Here is a 19,201-nt window from a genome sequence, read left to right as displayed (position 1 = left end):
CGGGGCCGGGCTGCTCCCTCCGTCCAGGAGGAAGCAGCCCGGCCCCGTGACGCCACTGCGGTGGTCAGCCTCCGAACGTGCCGGTGGTGACCGCCTTCCACGCACCGCCCGTGACCTCGTAGACGGTGAGCTGCTTGTTGGTGGCGTCGCCGTATTCGTCGAAGGAGACCTTGCCCATGACTCCGTCGAAGGAGACTTTCTGCAGGGACTCGGTGACCTGGGCGCGGGCGTCGGAGGGCAGCTTGCCGTCCTTGGCCACGGCCTTGACCGCCTGGATGATCGCCCAGGCCGAGTCGTAGGAGAAGCCGCCGTATGCCCCGTACGCCTCTTTGTACCCGGCCGCCTTGTAGTCCTCGATGAACTTCTTGGCGGAGGGCAGGTCCTCGACGGGTGCGCCGACGGAGGTGGCCATGTCGCCGTCGCCGCGGGCGCCGGTGAGCTTGAGGTACTCGTCGCTGTAGATCGCGTCGCCACCGATGAGCGGGATCGTGGCACCCGACTTCTTGACCTGCGCGCTGAGCGGGCCGGCCACCGGGTACTCACCGCCGTAGTAGACGACGTCCGCGCCCGAGTTCTTGATCTTGGTGGCTACGGAGCCGAAGTCCTTGGCCTCCGGGTTGACGTGCTCGGTGCCGACGACCGCGCCGCCGAGCTTCTTGAAGTGGGCGGAGAAGGTCGCGGCCAGGCCGGCGCCGTAGGTCTTCTTGTCGTCGACGACGAAGACCTTCTTCTTCTTGGCCGTGTTGTACAGGTACTCGGCGGCGAACGGGCCCTGGATGGCGTCCGTGGTCGCGGTCCGGAAGTACGTCTTGAACGGCCGTGCCTTCTCCCCCTTGTCCCACTTGTCGCCTTGGGTGAGGGCGGGGTTGGTGTTGACCGAGACCTCGACCACCTGGGCCGCGTCGAAGACCTTCTGCATGGACTGGGCCACGGAGGAGTTCAGCGGGCCGACGACGCCGAGGACGCTCTTGTCGGCGACGAGCTTGGTCGCGTTCTGCTGGCCGGAGGAGGGCTGTGCCTGGTCGTCGAGAGCCTGGATCTTGAAGGTGACGCCCGGCACCTCCTTGTTCTTGTTGGCCTGCTTGACGGCGAGGTCGACCGAGTTCTTCATGCCGAGGCCGAGAGCGGAGAGCTCCCCGGTCAACGGCGCGTCGAAACCGATGGTGACGACGGTGCCTTCGCCGGCGGCGTCGTTGGCTTTGCCTGTGTCACGGGAGCCGCACGCTGTGAGCGAGAGTGCTCCGGCGGCGAGCGCGGCGGTGACAGCTATGAGAGAACGGTTGCGCACGTTCGGTCCTTCCCCTTCGAGGCGCTTGACCGCGCTGTCGGAACGAAGATCGGTCCTCTGGCACGGCGGCTGGCGTGACTCTAGATGGCGTCCACCGAAGTGAGCAGTGGGGACGAACCGATGTGATTCTCTTGTGATGGCGCCCGCTCATTCCCGGGACGGCCGGACGACGAGGGTGCCGTCCGGTCCGGACTCGACGCGGGAGCCGAAGCGGTGGCTGATCCGGTCGAGGACGCCGTGCAGCCACCGGGCGTCCTCGGGCGAGGCGTGCCGCAGACGCATCCGCCGGGCCTGCATCGGTGTGATGCGTACGTCGTGGAGCCTGCCGGTCCCGGGGTCCAGCGAGACGAAGTACAGCAGCCGCAGGTCGTCCCGGTACTGCTCGTAGCCGCCGATGCCTTCGTAGTCGTCGATCAGGTCGCCGCAGCCGTAGACGATGAGCTTCCCGCCGTACACCTCCAGCGGCCTGGGATGGTGCGAGGAGTGCCCGTGCACGACATCCACGCCGCCGTCGACGAGTGCGTGGGCGAAGCGGATCTGGTCGCGGGGGACGTCGTAGCCCCAGTTGGTACCCCAGTGGATCGAGGCGACCGTGATGTCGCCCGGTTGTCCGGCCTGCCGCACCCGTGCGGCCACGTCGGCCGCTGCGGTGAGCGAGGGTTCCGCGAAGTCGATCCCGCTCCGGTCCTCCGTTGCGGCCCAGCTCCGCGGGATGCCGCTGGATGCCATCCCGAAGGAGAAGACCAGGACACGCCGGCCGTGTCCCGCCGGGACGATCGCGGGGCGCCGGGCCTCGCCGGAGCTGCGTCCCGCGCCTGCCGTACGCAGCCCGGCGGCGCTCAGCGCGTCAAGTGTTTCTTCCAGCCCGGGGCGGCCGTAGTCCAGGACATGGTTGTTGGCCAGTACGCACACGTCAGGACGGGCGGCGGCCAGGCAGGGCAGGTTGGCCGGGTGCATCCGGTAGTGGACCTCTTTGCCGGGGGCGATCTCGTCGTGCTGCGTCACGCTGGTTTCCAGATTGACGATCCGTGCGTGGGGCGCGGCCTCGTCCAGCACCCGCAGCGCGTCGCCCCAGGGCCAGGTGAAGTCGGCGGGCCGCGGAATCGGGCCGTTCGCCGCCTCCGCGAGCTCGACGTAGGCGCGGGCGTCGCGGAGCCAGATCTCCGGCAGCGTCGGATCACCGGGGTGCGGAAGGATCTGGTCGACACCGCGGCCGAGCATCACGTCGCCGCTGAGAAACAGCGTGACCGGTTCGCCGGGCACTCCCTCAGGCTAAAGCCGGGCGCGATCGACCGGACAGGTCCGAGCCTCAGGTGCTCGTTGTCTCAGGACCCTTCGGGCTTGTTCGGCGAGGAACCTCCGCCCGACACCCCGCTGCCCGCCACCGCGGGCTCCGGTGTCCGTGGCTCGTCCTCGCGGGCCAGTCGATGTGGCCACCAGATCTTCGGCCCCACGTCCAGGAACAGACCGGTGACCAGCACGGACCGTACGACGAAGGTGTCGAGCAGCACGCCCAGCGCCACCGCGAAGCCGATCTCCGCGAAGGCGACCATCGGGAGTGTGCCCAGCGCCGCGAAGGTGCCCGCCAGGACCAGGCCCGCCGAGGTGATGACCGCGCCCGTCGCAGCCAGGCCGGTCAGCACGCCCCGTCTGGTGCCCTGGCGGCCCGCTTCTTCGCGGATACGGGTGGTCAGGAAGATGTTGTAGTCGATGCCCAGCGCCACCAGGAAGACGAAGACGAACAGCGGGAAGTCCGTCGCCTCGCCGGCGTAGTCGAAGATGTAGCGGAACGCCAGCGCGCTCAGGCCCAGCGCTGCCGCGAAGGACAGCACCACCGTCCCGATCAGCAGCAGCGGGGCGACCACGGCGCGCAGCAGCAGCGTGAGCACCAGCAGCACCACGACCAGGACCAGCGGAATGATCACATAGTTGTCCCGCGTGGTGGCGGTCTCCGCGTCCAGCACCGCCGCCGTGCCGCCGCCCACCTGGGCATCGGCGTCCGGGACCGCGTGCACGGCGTCCCGTACCCGCTCGACCGTGTCCCTGGCCGCCTGGCTGTCCGCGGGATCCGTCATGGTCGCCTCGAACAGCACGCGGCCGTCGTTGAGGGGTTTGGTGCCGGGCGGGATGGTGATCGACCGGGGAACCACGCCGGAGGTCGTGGCGACGGTCTCGCCGACCGTCCGTGCCTGTGGCGCATTGGTGATGATCACCAGGGGGTCGCCGCTGCCCGCGGGGAAGTACTGGGCCTGAACGGACTGCCCGACGATCGAATCGGGTTCGCCGGTGAAGGCGTCGGCATTGCTGATCCCCTCGGCCCGCAGCTGGGTCAGCCCCAGCGCGAAGGCCGCGAGGATGACGGCGGTGATGCCCCATGTCGCTCGCGGGCGGCCGGCGATACGCCGTCCCGTACGGGACCAGAAGCCCCGCTCGGTGGGTTCGGCCGAGCCGAGGTGCGGGATCGCGGGCCAGAACATCCAGCGGCCGAAGATCACCAGCAGGGCGGGGAAGAGCGTCATCATGGCCACCAGGGCGACCGCGACGCCGATCGCGGCGACCGGGCCGAGACCGCTGGTGGAGTTCATTTCGGCGAACAGCAGGACCAGCATGCCGAGCACCACGGTCGCGCCGCTGGCCAGCACGGCGGGCCCGGCGCGGTGCAGCGCCAGGGCCATGGCCTCGTGCCGGTCCTCGTGACGGCGCAGCTCCTCCCGGTAGCGGGCGACCAGCAGCAGCGCATAGTCCGTCCCCGCGCCGAAGACGAGGACGGTCAAAATGCCCGCGCTCTGCCCGTTGACGGTCAGATCGGCATGGGTGGCCAGGAGATAGATCAGCGCCTGCGCGGCGGAGAGCGCGACGATCACCGAGATCAACGGGACCAGCAGCAGCGTCGGACTGCGGAAGGTGATCAGCAGCATCACGATCACGACAGTCATGGCCGCGAACAGCAGGGTCGAGTCGATGCCCTCGAAGGCCTCGGAGAAGTCGGCGGCCGTGCCGCCGGGGCCGGTGATGTGCACCTCCAGCCCGGTGCTGCTCTTGCCCGTAATCTCGCGGATGGAGTCGACGGCGGGCGCGATCCGGTCCCAGCCCTTCTCGTCCATCGTGATCGGCACGAAGACCTGGGCGGCCCGCGGGTCGACCGGCCGGTCGAAGATGGGGCCGCGGGTCTCGTTGCCGCGCACTCCGTGGTCCCGCAGCTGCTTGATCTCCGCGACGTCCTCGTTGATCTGCTGCCGGTCGGCCGGGGTCAGCCCGCTGTCGCGCGCGTAGATGACCACCGCCGGGATGACCTCGGGCCTGAACTCCTTGGACTCCTCGAGCACCTGGGTCGATTCGGCGCTGCCCGGCAGCCAGGACGCGGCGTCGTTGTCCTGGGCGTCGCCGAGCTTCGATGCCAGCGGGAAGGCGAGCACCATCACCGCCAGCCACAGCACCACGACGACCCATTTGCTGCGCCGCCCGCAGACGAAATGCGCGACACCCTTCTTGGGCCGCTCCTGTCCCTTGATTGCGTCCGGCATGACGCCCCCAATTACCCCTCGCGGCGGGCCGCATCGCCCTCACTTGTGGGCCGAATCGCCAGGATTGCACGGAGTGTGCTGATCCGGGGAGCCATTGGTCCGTACCGGGAGTCGTACCGCGGAAGGGAAGCGCTCCGGAACGTGGCAGGCTTGGCCCATGGCCGTACAGATCAGCCCCAGTATCCTCTCCGCCGACTTCTCGCGCCTGGCGGAGGAGGCGAAGGCAGTCGAAGGCGCCGACTGGCTGCATGTCGATGTCATGGACAACCACTTCGTGCCCAATCTGACCCTGGGCGTGCCGGTCGTGGAATCTCTCAGCCGGGCGACGGACACCCCGCTGGACTGCCATCTGATGATCGATGACCCCGATCGGTGGGCTCCGCAGTACGTCGAAGCGGGGGCCGGATCCGTCACCTTCCATGTCGAGGCGGCGGCCGCGCCGGTACGCCTCGCGCGGGAGATCCGGGCCAAGGGCGCCCGCGCCTCGATGGCGCTCAAGCCCGCGACGCCCATCGAGCCGTACGAGGACCTGCTCCCCGAGCTCGACATGCTGCTGATCATGACGGTGGAGCCCGGCTTCGGTGGTCAGGCATTTCTCGACATCATGCTGCCGAAGATCCGCCGCACCCGTGAGCTGATCTCCAAGCACGGCCTCGAGCTGTGGCTCCAGGTCGACGGCGGCGTATCGGACGCGACGATCGAACGGTGTGCCGAAGCGGGCGCGGATGTGTTCGTCGCCGGTTCGGCGGTCTACGGGGCCAAGGACCCGGCGCAGGCGGTGCGCTCGCTGCGCGCCAAGGCCGAGGAGACCATCTCCTCGGCGGCGTGGGCTTGCAACCACTGAGCCACAAGCAAGTGAACTCAACCCAACAGGGCTGATCAAGAACCGCCGGATCTGACAGGATGACGGATCCGTAGTGTGTACAGCAGTGAGGAGATCGCGGTGTCGACGGGCCGGTCAGCCATGCGGATGGGACCCGCTGAGCTGGTGCAGGCGGCGGCCATGGCCCGCCGCTTCTATCTCGAGGGCAAATCCAAGATCCAGATCGCTGAGGAGTTCGGCGTCAGCCGCTTCAAGGTCGCCCGGGTCCTGGAAACCGCACTCGAACGTGATCTTGTAAGGATCGAGATCCGCGTACCCGCAGAGCTGGACGCGGAGCGCTCGGACGCGCTCCGTGCCCGCTACGGACTGCGGCACGCGGTCGTCGTCGAATCCCCGGCGGAGGGCGAGGAGGAGTCGCCCGACCCGGAGAACCTCGGCGAAGTGGCCGCCGACCTCCTCGGCGAGCTGGTGAACGAGGGCGATGTGCTCGGGCTGGCCTGGGGCCGGTCCACCATCCATATGGCCGCCGCGCTCGACCGGCTGCCACCGTGCACGGTCGTGCAGCTCACGGGCGTGTACGACGCTGGGACCGCCGAGCGCGGCTCGGTCGAGGCCGTCCGGCGCGCCGCGCAGGTCTCCGGCGGCGAGGCCCACCCCATCTACGCCCCGATGCTGCTGCCGGACCCGGCCACCGCCGCGGCCCTGCGCAACCAGACCGGCATCGCCCGTGCCTTCGAGTACTTCGACAAGGTCACCGTCGCCGCCGTCTCCATCGGTTCGTGGGAGCCGGGCATCTCGACCGTGCACGACATGCTCACCGACGAGGAGCGCGCGCACTACGCCTCGCTCGGCGTCGCCGCCGAGATGTCCGCGCACCTCTTCGACGCGGAGGGCCGCCGGGTCGGCCGTGACCTGGGCGAACGCTGCATCACGGTCGAGGCCGACCGGCTGCGCCGTATCCCCGAGGTGGTGGCGATCGCGGGTGGTCAGCGCAAGGCGGAGGCGATCGCGGCCGTACTGCGCTCCGGGCTCGTCACCAGCCTGGTGACGGACACCGCCGCCGCGGACCATCTGCTGGCTGCGCCCCCGGGGCCGCGGCCCGCGCTGGACCGGGCGGACCCGGACGACTGACGCACGCGGGGACGGGATCGTTTGGAGGATCTGCCGGGGGCCATGCCCGTGAGCTGGAGTTTTTGCCCGGGCATCACTTGCGTACGGCCATGGGACAATGAAGTACGTGCGATTTCCCCGGCTGAGATGCCCGGGGGCCAACTCCGATCGACTGGGATGTTCTGCACGTGCGTTTCCTCAATGACCTGAAGCCGCCGTACGACCTGACGTACGACGACGTATTCATGGTGCCGAGCCGTTCGGCCGTCGGCTCCCGCCAGGGCGTGGACCTGTCCTCCCCCGACGGCACCGGCACCACCATCCCGCTGGTCGTCGCGAACATGACCGCCATCGCGGGCCGCCGGATGGCCGAGACGCTCGCCCGCCGCGGCGGCCTCGTCGTCATTCCCCAGGACATCCCGATCGACGTCGTCACCGAGGTCATCTCCTGGGTCAAGACGCGTCACCTCGTCCTTGACACCCCGATCGTGCTCGCCCCCGGCCAGACCGTCGCCGACGCGCTGTCCCTGCTGCCGAAGCGGGCCCACGACGCGGGCGTCGTCGTCGACGCCGACCACCGGCCCGTCGGTGTCGTCACCGACGCCGACCTGTCCGGCGTGGACCGCTTCACTCAGCTGTCCGAGGTCATGTCCCGGGACCTGCTGCTGCTCGACGCGGACATCGACCCGCGCGACGCCTTCAACAAACTCGACCACGCCAACCGCCGCTACGCCCCCGCCGTGGACAAGGACGGCCGGCTCGCCGGCATCCTCACCCGCAAGGGCGCCCTGCGCGCGACCCTCTACACCCCGGCCGTCGACGCCAACGGCAAGCTGCGCATCGCCGCCGCCGTCGGCATCAACGGCGATGTCGCCGGCAAGGCCAAGCAGCTCCTCGACGCCGGAGCGGACACCATCGTGGTGGACACCGCGCACGGCCACCAGGAGTCGATGATCACCGCGATCAAGGCGGTCCGCGGGCTCGACCCGCAGGTGCCCATCGTCGCGGGCAACATCGTCGCCGCCGAGGGCGTACGCGATCTGATCGAGGCGGGCGCGGACATCATCAAGGTCGGTGTGGGCCCCGGCGCCATGTGCACCACCCGCATGATGACGGGCGTCGGCCGTCCGCAGTTCTCGGCCGTGCTCGAGTGCGCCGCCGAGGCGAAGAAGTACGGCAAGCACGTCTGGGCCGACGGCGGTGTGCGCCACCCGCGCGATGTCGCCATGGCGCTGGCGGCCGGTGCCTCCAACGTCATGGTCGGCTCCTGGTTCGCCGGGACCTACGAGTCCCCGGGCGACCTCCAGCAGGCCGCCGACGGGCGCCTGTACAAGGAGTCCTTCGGCATGGCGTCCGCGCGCGCCGTGCGCAACCGTACGAGCGAGGAGTCGGCGTACGACCGCGCCCGCAAGGCGCTGTTCGAGGAGGGCATCTCCACCTCGCGGATGTTCCTCGACCCGACCCGTCCGGGTGTCGAGGACCTGATCGACTCGATCATTGCGGGCGTCCGCTCCTCCTGCACCTATGCGGGTGCGGGCTCGCTGGAGGAGTTCGCCGAGAAGGCGATCGTCGGCATCCAGAGCGCCGCCGGTTACGCCGAGGGCAAGGCGCTGCACGCCAGCTGGAACTAATTCAGTCCGGCAAGATCGGCCCGACAGGACCCAGGATCGACCACGCCACGTCCGGCCCTCGCGAAGCTCGCGGCGGCCGGACGCGGTAATTCCTCAACTCCCGATCGCGCAGGCATGCGTAGCGCATCCCTGGGTATACGCGCCCTGCACTGACCACGAGCAGGGGAGGACGAAGTGTCCACGGCGAGCACGGTCACGACCGAACTCACACAGCCTGGCACACAGCGCCCGAACATGGCGGAGCTGGATCTTCCGTCTGTGCCGAATCCTGGAGAGGTAGCACCCAGAGACGCGCGCGAGATCTCGAAGCTTTTCTTCGTACGGCTTGCCTCGCTTGACGAGGGGACGCATGAGCACCAGTACGTACGAAACACCCTCATCGAGCTGAACCTGGCGCTGGTCAGGTATGCGGCGGGCCGGTTCCGCAACCGGGCCGAGCAGATGGACGACATCGTCCAGGTCGGCACCATCGGCCTGATCAAGGCGATCGACCGGTTCGAGCTGAGCCGCGAGGTGGAATTCGCGACGTTCGCCGTTCCGTACATCGTCGGAGAGATCAAGCGGTTCTTCCGCGACACCAGCTGGGCAGTCCATGTGCCGCGCAGGCTGCAGGAGTTGCGGATCGATCTGGCGAAGGCGACCGACGAGCTCTCCCAGGAGCTGGACCGGGCGCCGACCACTTCCGAGCTCGCCGGGCACCTCGGGCTCGACGAGGAGGAGATCATCGAGGGCGTGGTCGCCAGCAACGGCTACACCGCGGGCTCGATCGACATGCCCATGGACGACGCCTCCGACCACGCGCCGGTGCCGCTGTCGGACCGGCTGGGCGCGCCGGACGCCGATCTGGAGATCGCGGAGAACGTCCAGGCACTCAAGCCGCTCATCGAGGAGCTCGACGACCGGGACAAGAGGATCCTGCGCATGCGCTTCGGCGAGGAGATGACCCAGTCGGAGATCGGAGTGGAGCTCGGCGTCTCGCAGATGCATGTGTCGCGGCTGCTGACGCGGATCACCAAGCGGCTGCGTGAGGGCTTGCTCGTCGTGGAGTGATCCACCCGTCGCCCCCCCGAGGACCCCCCACGGGAGAAGCGGCGTCCCGGCCGTCCGGGACGCCGCTTTCCCGTGTGCGCGGTCGGGGGTGATCCACCGGACACCCCCATCAGGCCCTGTCCGGTCGATCAGGCCGGATCAGTGAGCTAGTGCGCCTGCCGCAGCCAGGTCGCCTGCACCCGCTTTCCGTACGGCAGGGGGCAGACCTCCACCTGTGTGGCGAGACTCAGCACCATGTGCCAGCCGAAACCGCCGCCGCCGGCGAAGTCGGGCTCGCGCGGCACCGGAGGCAGCGGGCTGGAGTCGTCCATCTCGACCACCAGCGTGTCCTGCCCCGCCCTCAGATGCAGCTGCCACCATCCGGCGGTGTGCCGTACCGCATTGGAGACCAGTTCGGAAACGACCAGCAGCACCGCGTCCAGGTCGGCCCAGGGGCAGTGCTGCAGCAGAAACTCCGCGGTGGCCCCTCGGGCCCCCGCGCTGTCTATCTGTGGCGAGTGGTCGATCACCACATGTGGTTCCGCGTCCATCTCGGCTCGTCTACCCCACTTGTCGCACTTCTATCAGTCGGTTTCCTGGACAAGTTTCGTGCGCAGTACGCCGGCGACTGCGGCCGCCATCGCGGCATGGCCCTCGTCGTCGGGGTGCACGCCGTCGGACAGCTGGGAGGCGTCGATCAGGTCCCCTCCCGACAGAAGGAGGAGCCGCCCGTCGCCGGTGGCCTCCCCGCTGTCCAGGACGGCCCGCTCCATCGCCGTACGCAGGTCGGCGAGCGTCGCGCCCAGCCGGTTGGGGACCTGCTCGGCCTCGGGCCGCAGCACGGGGGAGAGGACCAGCAGCGGGATCCGCGGATGCCCCTGGCGTACGAGCGCGATGAACGCGCGCGTCGTCTCGTACAGCAGCGGGGCCGAACACGGCACTCCGGTCCAGCAGTTGGTGCCGAAGGCGAGAGTGATCACATCGGCGGGGAGGGCCGACAGCTGCTCCGCGGTGGCCAGTTCGCCGCGGGCCGTGCCCGCGTAGCCGAGGTTCACCGTGTCCAGGCCCAGCATCCGGCCGGCGGTGGCGGGCCAGGAGTGGGCGGGGCGGGTGGACCACCAGCCCTCGGTGATGGAGTCGCCGTGGACGAGCCAGCGCGGCTGACGGGGCGCGGGCGCGATGATGCCGCCGATGCCGCGCAGACCGAGGATCACGGGGGACTGGGCCTCCGGTGGGTGGACCGTGAACCGGCCGCGGGCACCGGCGGGGAGGGGAACGGTGACCACCGTCTCCTCGGCGGGCTCGGCGATCGTCTCGGAGACGAGGGCGCCGTCCTGCCAGAGGGCGAAGCAGTGGGCGACGGTGCGCAGGGCATCGGTCTCTCCCGGCACCGAGGCGCGGTAGCGGATCTCCACCGCGTGCGCGCCCTCGGCGGTGAACTCCAGCCGCACACCGATGGGCAGTGCCGCGCGCTGCACGGTGTCCCACGGCAGCCTTCCAAGATCCGAGGGGTCCGCGCGCACCGCGCGTCCCTGCTCCAGCCAGGCAACTCCACACAGAAAGGGGCGGGGATCGAGCCAGCTCACCGGGGACCTCCAGGGGTTGGGGGCGGTTACCTCCAGGAACATTGCGTTGTCCCTGTCCCGTCGCGTAGCTTGACTGCCCCTACCGGGGGGTAACCACCGCTGATCAGTTGTCCTATTGCTCTGGGGAGACCATGCGCCGGCGATTGCGCCGCCCCACGATCCGTGGACGGATCGTGACTCTGACGGTCATACCCGTCATCGCCCTGATGGCGCTGTGGACCTTCGCCATGGTGTCGGTGACGGGAGACCTGCGGGCCCTGATCCGCGTACAGGGTGTGTACGAGAGTTTCGGCACGCCCGTCGACACCGCCGTCGGCCAGATCCAGATCGAACGCCGGATCTCCGCCGAGTATCTGGGAGCCGGGCGCAAGGACAGTTCCGCGGCCGTCGCCGCTCTGACCCAGCAGCAGCGCTCGACCGACCGGGCCGTGCGTGCCATGCGCGAAGCCATCGGTGACGGGGACCGGCGCGAGGATCTGTCCGGACGTCAGCGGCAGTCCCTCGACACGATGGCCCGTTCCGTCGACGGTCTCGAAGACCTGCGGGAGAAGGTGATGGCGCGGACGATCTCCTGGGACGGCGCCGTCGACGCGTACACCTCCATGGTCGAGCCGACCTTCGACGTGCAGTCCACACTGACCGCCCTCCAGGCCGGTCAGATGGCCCGCGAGAGCCAGGTCGTCGTCGAGCTGGTGCGCGTACGGGAGTTCGTCTCCCGCGAGGACGCGCTCGTGGCCGGGGCGCGCGCCTCGGGCCGCCTCACCGACCAGCAGTACGACACGCTCACCGCGACCATCGAGGACCGGCGGGTCTTCCACCGTACGTACGTCGCCGATCTCCCTGACGACTCCCGGCAGTTGTTCGCCGATTTCGAGAAGGGCGAGGAGTACCGGGCGCTGACCGCGGGCGAGGACGCCCTGCTGCGCGCGGGCGCGTCCGGCGCGGGCAAGGCCATGGCCGCCGAGTCGTGGCGGACCACGACGGACCGCGCGGTCAAGCGGTACATGCTGCTGTGTACCGACTCGGCGCTCAACACCGCCGACCGCGGGCGGGCCTTCGCCTACCGCGAGATGGTCAAGGCGGCCGTCGTCGGCGTGCTCGGGCTGGTCGCCGTCGGTCTGTCGATCCGGTTCTCGATGGTCAGCGGGCGGCGCATCTCGCGCCGTCTGGAGGAGCTGCGCGACGCCGCCGATGTGCTGGCCACCCGGCAGCTGCCCGACGTGATGGAGCGGCTCGGCGCGGGCGAGGAGGTGGACGCGGCGGCGGTCGCCCCGCCACTGGACTTCGGCGACGACCACCGGGGCCCGGACGAGATCGGCCAGGTCGGGCAGGCGCTCAACGCCGCGCGTCTGGCGGCCGTCGAGGCCGCAGTCAAGCAGGCGACGCTGCGCCGCGGAATCTTCGCCGTACTGCTCAACATCGCCCGCCGCAACCAGGCACTGGTCCACCGTCAGTCCAAGCTGGTCGACACGCTGGAGCGGCGCACCAGCGACCCGGACACGCTGGAGGACCTGTTCCGGATCGACCATCTGACGACCCGGATGCGACGCCACGCGGAAGGGCTCATCATCCTCTCCGGCGCGACCCCGGGACGCCGCTGGCGCCGGCCGGTGCCGGTGGCCGACATCGTGTCCGCGGCGGCCGGTGAGATCGAGGACTACACCCGGGTCGTGGTGCCGCCGATGCCCGCCGTCGGTATCGGCGCGGAGGCCGTGGCCGACGTGGTGCACCTGCTCGCCGAACTCATGGAGAACGCCGCCGCGTTCTCCCCGCCGCACACCCAGGTCACCATGCGGACCTCGGACGCCCGCAACGGCTTCGTGCTGGAGATCGACGACCGCGGGCTCGGCATGGACGCCGGTGAACTGGAGCAGGCCCACCGGACACTGGCGCATCCCGGCGACTTCGACCCGGCGCAGGACGAGCGCCTCGGCCTGTACGTCGTCGGGCGGCTCGCCGAGCGGCACGGGATCGGCGTGACCCTCACCAGGTCGCCGTACGGCGGCACCACCGCCGTGGTGCTCCTGCCGCACGCGATCCTCGCCCCCGTCGAGGAGCCGGCCGCCGAGCCCCGGGACAGGCCCCGGCCGGTGCGTGCCGTGCCCGCTCCCAGGACGCTGGAGGCCGTGCCCGCGGTGCACGACCGTGCCCCCGAGGAACCCGAGCCCGCGCCACCGGCCGCCCCAGGTCCGCCGCTGGGCGGGCTGCCCACCCGGGTCCGCCAGGCCTCGCTCGCCGCCCCACTGCGCGAGACGCCCCCGGCAGCGGCCGGCGGACCCGAACGTGAGGTGTCCCCGGAAGAGATGCGCTCGATATTCGGAGCTTTCCAGGCCGGCCTCGACCGTGGCCGCAAGGGCGATAGCGTCGGCCCCGCGTCGCCGAGCGCCGCACGGCGCCCCCGCACGACAGATGAAGGGACGGACGACGATGGCTGAGACAAGCACCGGCGATCAGTCGGGCCTCGGCTGGCTGCTGGACGATCTGCTGGCCAGGACCGACCACGTCCGCCAGGCGGTGCTGCTGACGGCCGACGGTCTGGTCAGCAGCGCGTCCCGCGGCATGGTCAGGCGGGACATCGAGCATCTGTCCGCCGTGTGCGCGGGCTTCCACAGCCTCGCCAAGGAAGCGGGCGACCGCTTCGAGGCCGGGAGCGTCCGCCAGACGATGGTCATGCTCGACAACGCCTTCCTCTTCATCACCCCGGCCGGCGACGGCAGCAGGCTCGCGGTGCTCTCCGACATCGAGACCGACGTCGGGCAGCTCGCCCACGAGATGGCACTGCTGGTCAAGCGGGTGGGCCGGCACATGGCCGTCCCCACGCGCTCGGCCGCCGAGGCGACCGACGCCTGACCCGTGAGCGACCACTGGTACGAGGACGAGACCGGTCCCCTGGTGCGGCCGTACACCGTCACCCAGGGCCGGACCCGTCCCGCCTCCGAGCACGGCATCGATCTGATGTCCCAGGTCACGGCCCTCGACCTCGACGGGTCCGCGCCGCCGCTCGACCATGCCCGCAGCTCCCTGCTCGAACTGGTACGCCGCGAGCCGCGCCCCGTCGCCGAGATCGCCGCCGACGCGGATCTGCCGCTGACCGTCGTACGTGTCCTGCTCGCCGATCTGGTCGAAGCCGGGCTCGTCAGGGTCTCCGCACCGGTCACCCACGAGGGTCTCGACGACCCCGGGCTGCTGCGCGAAATCGTCGACCGTCTTCGGGAGCTGTGAGGCTTTCTTTCACCGGAGCGCAATGTTTCCCCGTGGCGCCCGTCATCGCGCAATGATCGTTCGCAGATGCGCAACAACCCTGCATTACGGGCACGAGCGTGCGGCTCGTAGGCTCACTCCCCGTACCAGGAGTGGCGGTGACCGTCTGCTCGGCGGTTCCCTCCCCTCATGCGCGGGCTTCTTCGCCATGCCCGCGGGCCGCCGGTCACCCGCCGCCGACCCGCAGCCATGAAGGAGCCCCGCAGTGCTTGACGCCGGCGCAGCCCCACCCGCCACCGAGCCGTCCACCGCCCAAAGCCCGGGCCTCGGCGCCCGGCTGATGCGGCGTAAGCCCGTCGAGCAGCTGGTCGCCGAGGGCGGCCAGGGCGAGGGCGGCTCACTGCGCCGCTCGCTCACCATGTGGCAGCTGACCATGATCAGCATCGGTGCGACGCTCGGCACCGGCATCTTCGTCGTGCTCGGCGAGGCCACCCCGCTGGCCGGTCCGGCGGTCGCGATCTCGTTCGTCATCGCCGGCCTGACCGCGCTGTTCTCGGCGCTCTCCTATGCGGAGCTGGCCGGATCCATCCCCGTCTCCGGCTCCTCGTACTCGTACTCGTACGCCACCATGGGCGAGATCGTCGCCTGGATCTGCGGCTGGTGTCTGATCCTGGAGTACGGCGTCTCGGTCGCCGCCGTGGCCGTCGGCTGGGGCGAATACCTCAACGAGCTGCTCGACGGCACCATCGGTGTCACCATCCCCGAAGCGGTCTCCGCACCGCTGGGCGAGGGCGGCCTCATCAACCTGCCGGCGCTGGTGGTCGTGCTTCTCGCGATGGTCTTCCTGATGGGCGGTGCCAAGGAGAGCGCCCGGATCAACACCGTCATGGTCGGCGTGAAGATCGTGACGCTGCTGCTCTTCATCGGCATCGGCTTCATGGGCATCAAGGCCGGCAACTACACCCCGCTCGCCCCGCTCGGCGTGACCGGGATCAGCGCCGCCGCGGCCAGCCTCTTCTTCTCGTACATCGGCTTCGACGCTGCCTCCACCGCCGGTGAAGAGGCCAAGAACCCCAAGCGGGACCTGCCGCGCGCGATCATGCTGTCGCTGCTGATCGTCACCGTGCTGTACTGCCTGGTCGCGCTCGTCGCCGTCGGCGCCATGCCGTGGCAGGACTTCGAAGGCACCGAGGCGGCCCTGGCCCAGATCATGAAGGACGTCACCGGCCAGAGCATCTGGGGCGTCGTGCTCGCCGCGGGCGCGGTCGTCGCCATCGCGTCGGTGGTCTTCGCCGTGCTCTATGGCCAGACCCGCATCCTGTTCGCGATGTCCCGCGACGGCCTGGTTCCCAAGCTGTTCGCCAAGGTGAACCCGCGCACCGGCGCCCCGCGCGCCAACACCGTCATCGTCTCGCTCTTCTGCGGAGCCCTCGCGGCCTTCATCCCGCTCGGTGAACTGGCCAACGCCACCAGCATCGGCACGCTCTTCGCCTTCGCACTGGTCAACGTCGCCGTGGTGATCCTGCGCTACAAGCGCCCCGACATGAACCGCACCTTCACGGTGATGCTCTTCCCGCTCACCCCGATCCTCGGCTTCGCCTTCTGCGCCTATCTGATGTACACGATGCCGGGCACCACCTGGATGGTCTTCGGTGGCTGGATGATCGTCGGCCTCGTGTTCTACTTCGGATACGGCATGCGCCGCTCCCGACTGGCCACGGCAGAGAAGTGATCCACCCGCAGTGCGACTGAACGAACTCGACGAACGCATCGTCCACGCCCTCGCCGAGGACGCCCGCCGCTCCTACGCGGACATCGGCTCCGAGGTCGGCCTCTCCGCGCCCGCCGTCAAGCGGCGGGTCGACAGGCTGCGCGCCGAAGGCGCCATCACCGGGTTCACCGTCCGGGTGGACCCGGCGGCGCTCGGCTGGGAGACCGAGGGCTTCGTCGAGATCTACTGTCGCCACAACACCTCGCCCGACGCCATCCGCCGCGGCATGGAGCGCTACCCAGAGGTCGTGTCCGCCTCCACCGTCACCGGTGAGGCGGACGCGATCGTCCAGGTCTTCGCCTCCGACATGCGCCACTTCGAGCGGGTGCTGGAGCGGATCGCGGGCGAGCCGTTCGTCGTGCGCACCAAATCGGTGCTGGTGCTCTCCCCGCTGCTGCGGCGCTTCTCCTCGGGCGCGCCCGCCTGAGCGGGCTGATCCCGGACTGTTTCTGCGATCCCGCTCCGACCGGTGACGCCGCTCCGATGCGGCGGCACGCAACGAATCACCGCCGCGGGCGGGCACGGCGCAATGGATCGGCCATCGACACGCAACGGTCGCGGGTTGTCCCGGCGGGAGTCCGGACCGTACCGTTTTAATGTCTTCTTCACCCCGCATACATCGCCCAGAGGTTGCCGATGCCCCCGCTGCGCACCGCCCTGCTCCAGAGCTCCGGCCGACCGGGCTCGGTCGCCGAGAACCTCAAGGTGCTCGACGAGGCCGCGGCCCGCGCGGCGGCGGCCGGTGCCGGACTGCTGATCGGCCCTGAGATGTTTCTGACCGGGTACGCGATCGGCGACCAGGTGCCCGTGCTGGCCGAGCCCGCCGACGGCCCCGCCGCCCGGTCCGTCGCCGAGATCGGCCGCCGCCACGGCATCGCGGTGATGTACGGCTATCCCGAGCGGGACGGCGAGAAGATCTTCAACTCCGCGCAGCTGATCGGCCCCGAGGGCGAGAGCCTCGCGAACTACCGCAAGACCCATCTCTTCGGCTGCTTCGAGCAGCAGTGGTTCACCCCGGGCGAGCAGCCGGTTGTCCAGGCCGAGCTCGGCGGGATCCGGATCGGCATGCTGATCTGCTACGACGTGGAGTTCCCGGAGAACGTCCGGGCGCACGCGCTCGCCGGCACCGATCTGCTGCTGGTGCCCACCGCCCAGATGCACCCCTTCCAGTTCGTGGCCGAGTCGGTCGTCCCGGTGCGGGCCTTCGAGAGCCAGATGTACATCGCGTACGTCAACAGGACAGGCCCGGAAGGGGAGTTCGAGTTCGTCGGACTCAGCTGCCTGGCGAGCCCCGACGGCACGACCCGCGTCCGCGCCGGGCGGGGCGAGGAACTGGTCGTCGGCGAGGTCGATCCGGCCCTGCTGAGCGCCTCCCGCGAGGCCAATCCCTATCTGCGCGACCGCCGCCCGGGCCTCTACGGCTCCCTGATCTGAACCTCTCCCCGCTCGGATCTGAACCTCTCCCCGCTCGCCGCACACGCTTTCCCCGCAAGGAGTCCGTACCCCATGACGTCCACGGTGCCCACCACTGCTGTCCAGCACGCCGACGAGCAGCCGCCGATCACCATGTTCGGTCCGGACTTCCCTTACGCGTACGACGATTTCCTCGCCCACCCGGCGGGCCTGGGCCAGATACCCGCGACCGAGCACGGCACCGAGGTCGCCGTCATCGGCGGCGGGCTCTCCGGCATCGTCGCCGCGTACGAGCTGATGAAGATGGGCCTCAAGCCCGTCGTCTACGAGGCGGACCAGATCGGTGGCCGGCTGCGCACCGTCGGCTTCGAGGGCACCGGCACCAACGAACTGTCGGCCGAGATGGGCGCGATGCGCTTCCCGCCCTCCTCCACCGCGCTTCAGCACTACATCGACCTGGTCGGTCTGACCACGCAGCCCTTCCCCAACCCCCTTGCCCCGAGCACCCCGTCGACCGTCGTCGACCTCAAGGGCGAGTCCCACTACGCCGAGACCATCGACGACCTGCCGCAGGTCTACCGCGATGTGATGGACGCCTGGAACGCCTGTCTGGAGGAGGGCGCCGACTTCTCCGACATGAACCGCGCCATGCGTGAGCGCGACGTGCCGCGTATCCGCGAGATCTGGGCGAAGCTGGTCGAGAAGCTCGACAATCAGACCTTCTACGGCTTCCTCTGCGAGTCCGAGGCCTTCAAGTCCTTCCGGCACCGCGAGATCTTCGGCCAGGTCGGCTTCGGCACCGGCGGCTGGGACACCGACTTCCCCAACTCCATCCTGGAGATCCTGCGCGTCGTCTACTCCGAGGCCGACGACCACCACCGCGGCATCGTCGAGGGCAGCCAGCAGCTGCCGCTGCGGCTCTGGGACCGCGAGCCCGCCAAGATCACCTACTGGGCGCCCGGTACCTCGCTGTCCTCCCTGCACGAGGGCGACCCGAAGCCGGCAGTGACCCGCATGCACCGCACCGCGGGCAACCGGATCACCGTCACCGACGCCTCCGGCGACATCCGTACGTACAAGGCGGCAATCTTCACCGCGCAGTCCTGGATGCTGCTCTCCAAGATCGCCTGTGACGACTCGCTCTTCCCCATCGACCACTGGACGGCGATGGAGCGCACCCACTACATGGAGTCGTCCAAGCTGTTCGTCCCGGTCGACCGGCCGTTCTGGCTGGACAAGGACGAGGTGACGGGCCGTGACGTCATGTCGATGACGCTCACCGACCGGATGACCCGCGGCACCTACCTGCTCGACAACGGGCCCGACAAGCCGGCCGTCATCTGCCTCTCGTACACGTGGTGCGACGACAGCCTCAAGTGGCTGCCGCTGCCGGCGAACGAGCGGATGGAGGTCATGCTCAAGTCCCTGGGCGAGATCTACCCGAACGTCGACATCCGCAGCCACATCATCGGCAACCCGGTCACCGTGTCCTGGGAGAACGAGCCGTACTTCATGGGCGCGTTCAAGGCGAACCTGCCGGGCCACTACCGCTACCAGCGCCGCCTGTTCACGCACTTCATGCAGGACGGGCTGCCCGAGGACAAGCGCGCCATCTTCCTCGCGGGCGACGACATCTCCTGGACGGCGGGCTGGGCCGAGGGCGCCGTGCAGACCGCGCTGAACGCGGTGTGGGGCGTGATGCACCAGTTCGGCGGGGCGACCGACCCGAGCAATCCGGGCCCCGGCGACCTGTACGACGAGATCGCTCCGGTCGAACTGCCGGAGGACTGAAAGCGACCGTCCGGGGCCGGCCGCGATCCGGCCG

General features: G+C 69.7%; 16 protein-coding genes. 11 read left to right on the top strand and 5 right to left on the bottom strand.

The genetic code is table 11. The features are described from left to right. Positions 1-64: 64 nt before the first annotated feature. From OG741_RS07490 to OG741_RS07480, 3 genes are all read right to left on the bottom strand, one after another. Positions 65-1,288 (bottom strand): branched-chain amino acid ABC transporter substrate-binding protein, encoded by a 1,224-nt coding sequence (locus OG741_RS07490; protein WP_405596040.1) that lies wholly within the window; start codon positions 1,286-1,288, stop codon positions 65-67. 147 nt (positions 1,289-1,435) lie between these two features. Beyond that, on the bottom strand, positions 1,436-2,551 hold the full coding sequence (locus OG741_RS07485) for a CapA family protein (RefSeq protein WP_405596039.1): 1,116 nt from the start codon (positions 2,549-2,551) through the stop codon (positions 1,436-1,438). 62 nt (positions 2,552-2,613) lie between these two features. Next, positions 2,614-4,812 carry an MMPL family transporter gene (locus OG741_RS07480; protein ID WP_405596038.1) on the bottom strand — a complete coding sequence of 733 codons (2,199 nt, stop codon included), beginning with the start codon at positions 4,810-4,812 and terminating at the stop codon, positions 2,614-2,616. Between the two features lie 157 nt (positions 4,813-4,969). Between OG741_RS07480 and rpe the strand changes: the two genes are divergently transcribed. The 4 genes from rpe (at position 4,970) to OG741_RS07460 (ending at position 9,426) form a co-directional block, all read left to right on the top strand. Then, a complete protein-coding gene (gene rpe / locus OG741_RS07475) occupies positions 4,970-5,656 on the top strand; it encodes a ribulose-phosphate 3-epimerase (RefSeq protein WP_142216015.1) in 687 nt (228 codons plus the stop codon). 75 nt (positions 5,657-5,731) lie between these two features. After that, positions 5,732-6,766: a sugar-binding transcriptional regulator gene (locus OG741_RS07470; RefSeq protein WP_266489420.1), complete on the top strand. Its 1,035-nt coding sequence runs from the start codon at positions 5,732-5,734 to the stop codon at positions 6,764-6,766. Positions 6,767-6,933: 167 nt separating this feature from the next. Beyond that, positions 6,934-8,376 (top strand): GuaB1 family IMP dehydrogenase-related protein, encoded by a 1,443-nt coding sequence (locus OG741_RS07465; protein ID WP_405596036.1) that lies wholly within the window; start codon positions 6,934-6,936, stop codon positions 8,374-8,376. Between the two features lie 174 nt (positions 8,377-8,550). Then, entirely contained in the window at positions 8,551-9,426 is an 876-nt protein-coding gene (locus tag OG741_RS07460; RefSeq protein WP_266489425.1) for an RNA polymerase sigma factor SigF, read from the top strand. 146 nt (positions 9,427-9,572) lie between these two features. Here the strand turns inward: OG741_RS07460 and OG741_RS07455 are convergent, their stop codons facing one another. Next, complete coding sequence (locus OG741_RS07455) at positions 9,573-9,956, bottom strand: ATP-binding protein (RefSeq protein WP_405596034.1); 384 nt, start codon at positions 9,954-9,956, stop codon at positions 9,573-9,575. Positions 9,957-9,989: 33 nt separating this feature from the next. Continuing rightward, positions 9,990-11,033, bottom strand: coding sequence for a GDSL-type esterase/lipase family protein (locus tag OG741_RS07450; protein ID WP_405596033.1), 1,044 nt, complete (start codon positions 11,031-11,033; stop codon positions 9,990-9,992). 131 nt (positions 11,034-11,164) lie between these two features. Between OG741_RS07450 and OG741_RS07445 the strand changes: the two genes are divergently transcribed. The 7 genes from OG741_RS07445 (at position 11,165) to OG741_RS07415 (ending at position 19,167) form a co-directional block, all read left to right on the top strand. Then, positions 11,165-13,426 carry a nitrate- and nitrite sensing domain-containing protein gene (locus OG741_RS07445; RefSeq protein ID WP_405596031.1) on the top strand — a complete coding sequence of 754 codons (2,262 nt, stop codon included), beginning with the start codon at positions 11,165-11,167 and terminating at the stop codon, positions 13,424-13,426. Continuing rightward, positions 13,419-13,841 carry a roadblock/LC7 domain-containing protein gene (locus tag OG741_RS07440; RefSeq protein WP_266489433.1) on the top strand — a complete coding sequence of 141 codons (423 nt, stop codon included), beginning with the start codon at positions 13,419-13,421 and terminating at the stop codon, positions 13,839-13,841. Before OG741_RS07445 ends, OG741_RS07440 begins: the two co-directional genes overlap by 8 nt. Positions 13,842-13,844: 3 nt before the next feature. Continuing rightward, positions 13,845-14,213 carry a DUF742 domain-containing protein gene (locus OG741_RS07435; RefSeq protein ID WP_405596030.1) on the top strand — a complete coding sequence of 123 codons (369 nt, stop codon included), beginning with the start codon at positions 13,845-13,847 and terminating at the stop codon, positions 14,211-14,213. Positions 14,214-14,457: 244 nt separating this feature from the next. After that, positions 14,458-15,924 (top strand): amino acid permease, encoded by a 1,467-nt coding sequence (locus OG741_RS07430; protein WP_405596029.1) that lies wholly within the window; start codon positions 14,458-14,460, stop codon positions 15,922-15,924. Between the two features lie 10 nt (positions 15,925-15,934). Beyond that, entirely contained in the window at positions 15,935-16,390 is a 456-nt protein-coding gene (locus OG741_RS07425) for an Lrp/AsnC family transcriptional regulator (protein WP_266489437.1), read from the top strand. Positions 16,391-16,599: 209 nt separating this feature from the next. Beyond that, complete coding sequence (locus tag OG741_RS07420; RefSeq protein ID WP_405596028.1) at positions 16,600-17,397, top strand: carbon-nitrogen hydrolase family protein; 798 nt, start codon at positions 16,600-16,602, stop codon at positions 17,395-17,397. A 72-nt stretch (positions 17,398-17,469) separates the two neighbouring features. Further along, positions 17,470-19,167 (top strand): flavin monoamine oxidase family protein, encoded by a 1,698-nt coding sequence (locus OG741_RS07415; protein WP_405596027.1) that lies wholly within the window; start codon positions 17,470-17,472, stop codon positions 19,165-19,167. The last annotated feature ends 34 nt before the right edge of the window (positions 19,168-19,201 follow it).

The organism is Streptomyces sp. NBC_01410 (assembly GCF_045040195.1).
Classification (GTDB): domain Bacteria; phylum Actinomycetota; class Actinomycetes; order Streptomycetales; family Streptomycetaceae; genus Streptomyces.
This window is presented reverse-complemented; position numbering and strand designations above follow the sequence as displayed.

Bases quoted from the DNA above. Each gene is read 5' to 3' on its own strand.
- OG741_RS07480 (WP_405596038.1), bottom strand. From the start codon at position 4,812: ATGCCGGACGCAATCAAGGGACAGGAGCGGCCCAAGAAGGGTGTCGCG.
- rpe (WP_142216015.1), top strand. From the start codon at position 4,970: ATGGCCGTACAGATCAGCCCCAGTATCCTCTCCGCCGACTTCTCGCGC.
- OG741_RS07455 (WP_405596034.1), bottom strand. From the start codon at position 9,956: ATGGACGCGGAACCACATGTGGTGATCGACCACTCGCCACAGATAGAC.
- OG741_RS07450 (WP_405596033.1), bottom strand. From the start codon at position 11,033: ATGTTCCTGGAGGTAACCGCCCCCAACCCCTGGAGGTCCCCGGTGAGC.
- OG741_RS07440 (WP_266489433.1), top strand. From the start codon at position 13,419: ATGGCTGAGACAAGCACCGGCGATCAGTCGGGCCTCGGCTGGCTGCTG.
- OG741_RS07420 (WP_405596028.1), top strand. From the start codon at position 16,600: ATGCCCCCGCTGCGCACCGCCCTGCTCCAGAGCTCCGGCCGACCGGGC.
- OG741_RS07415 (WP_405596027.1), top strand. From the start codon at position 17,470: ATGACGTCCACGGTGCCCACCACTGCTGTCCAGCACGCCGACGAGCAG.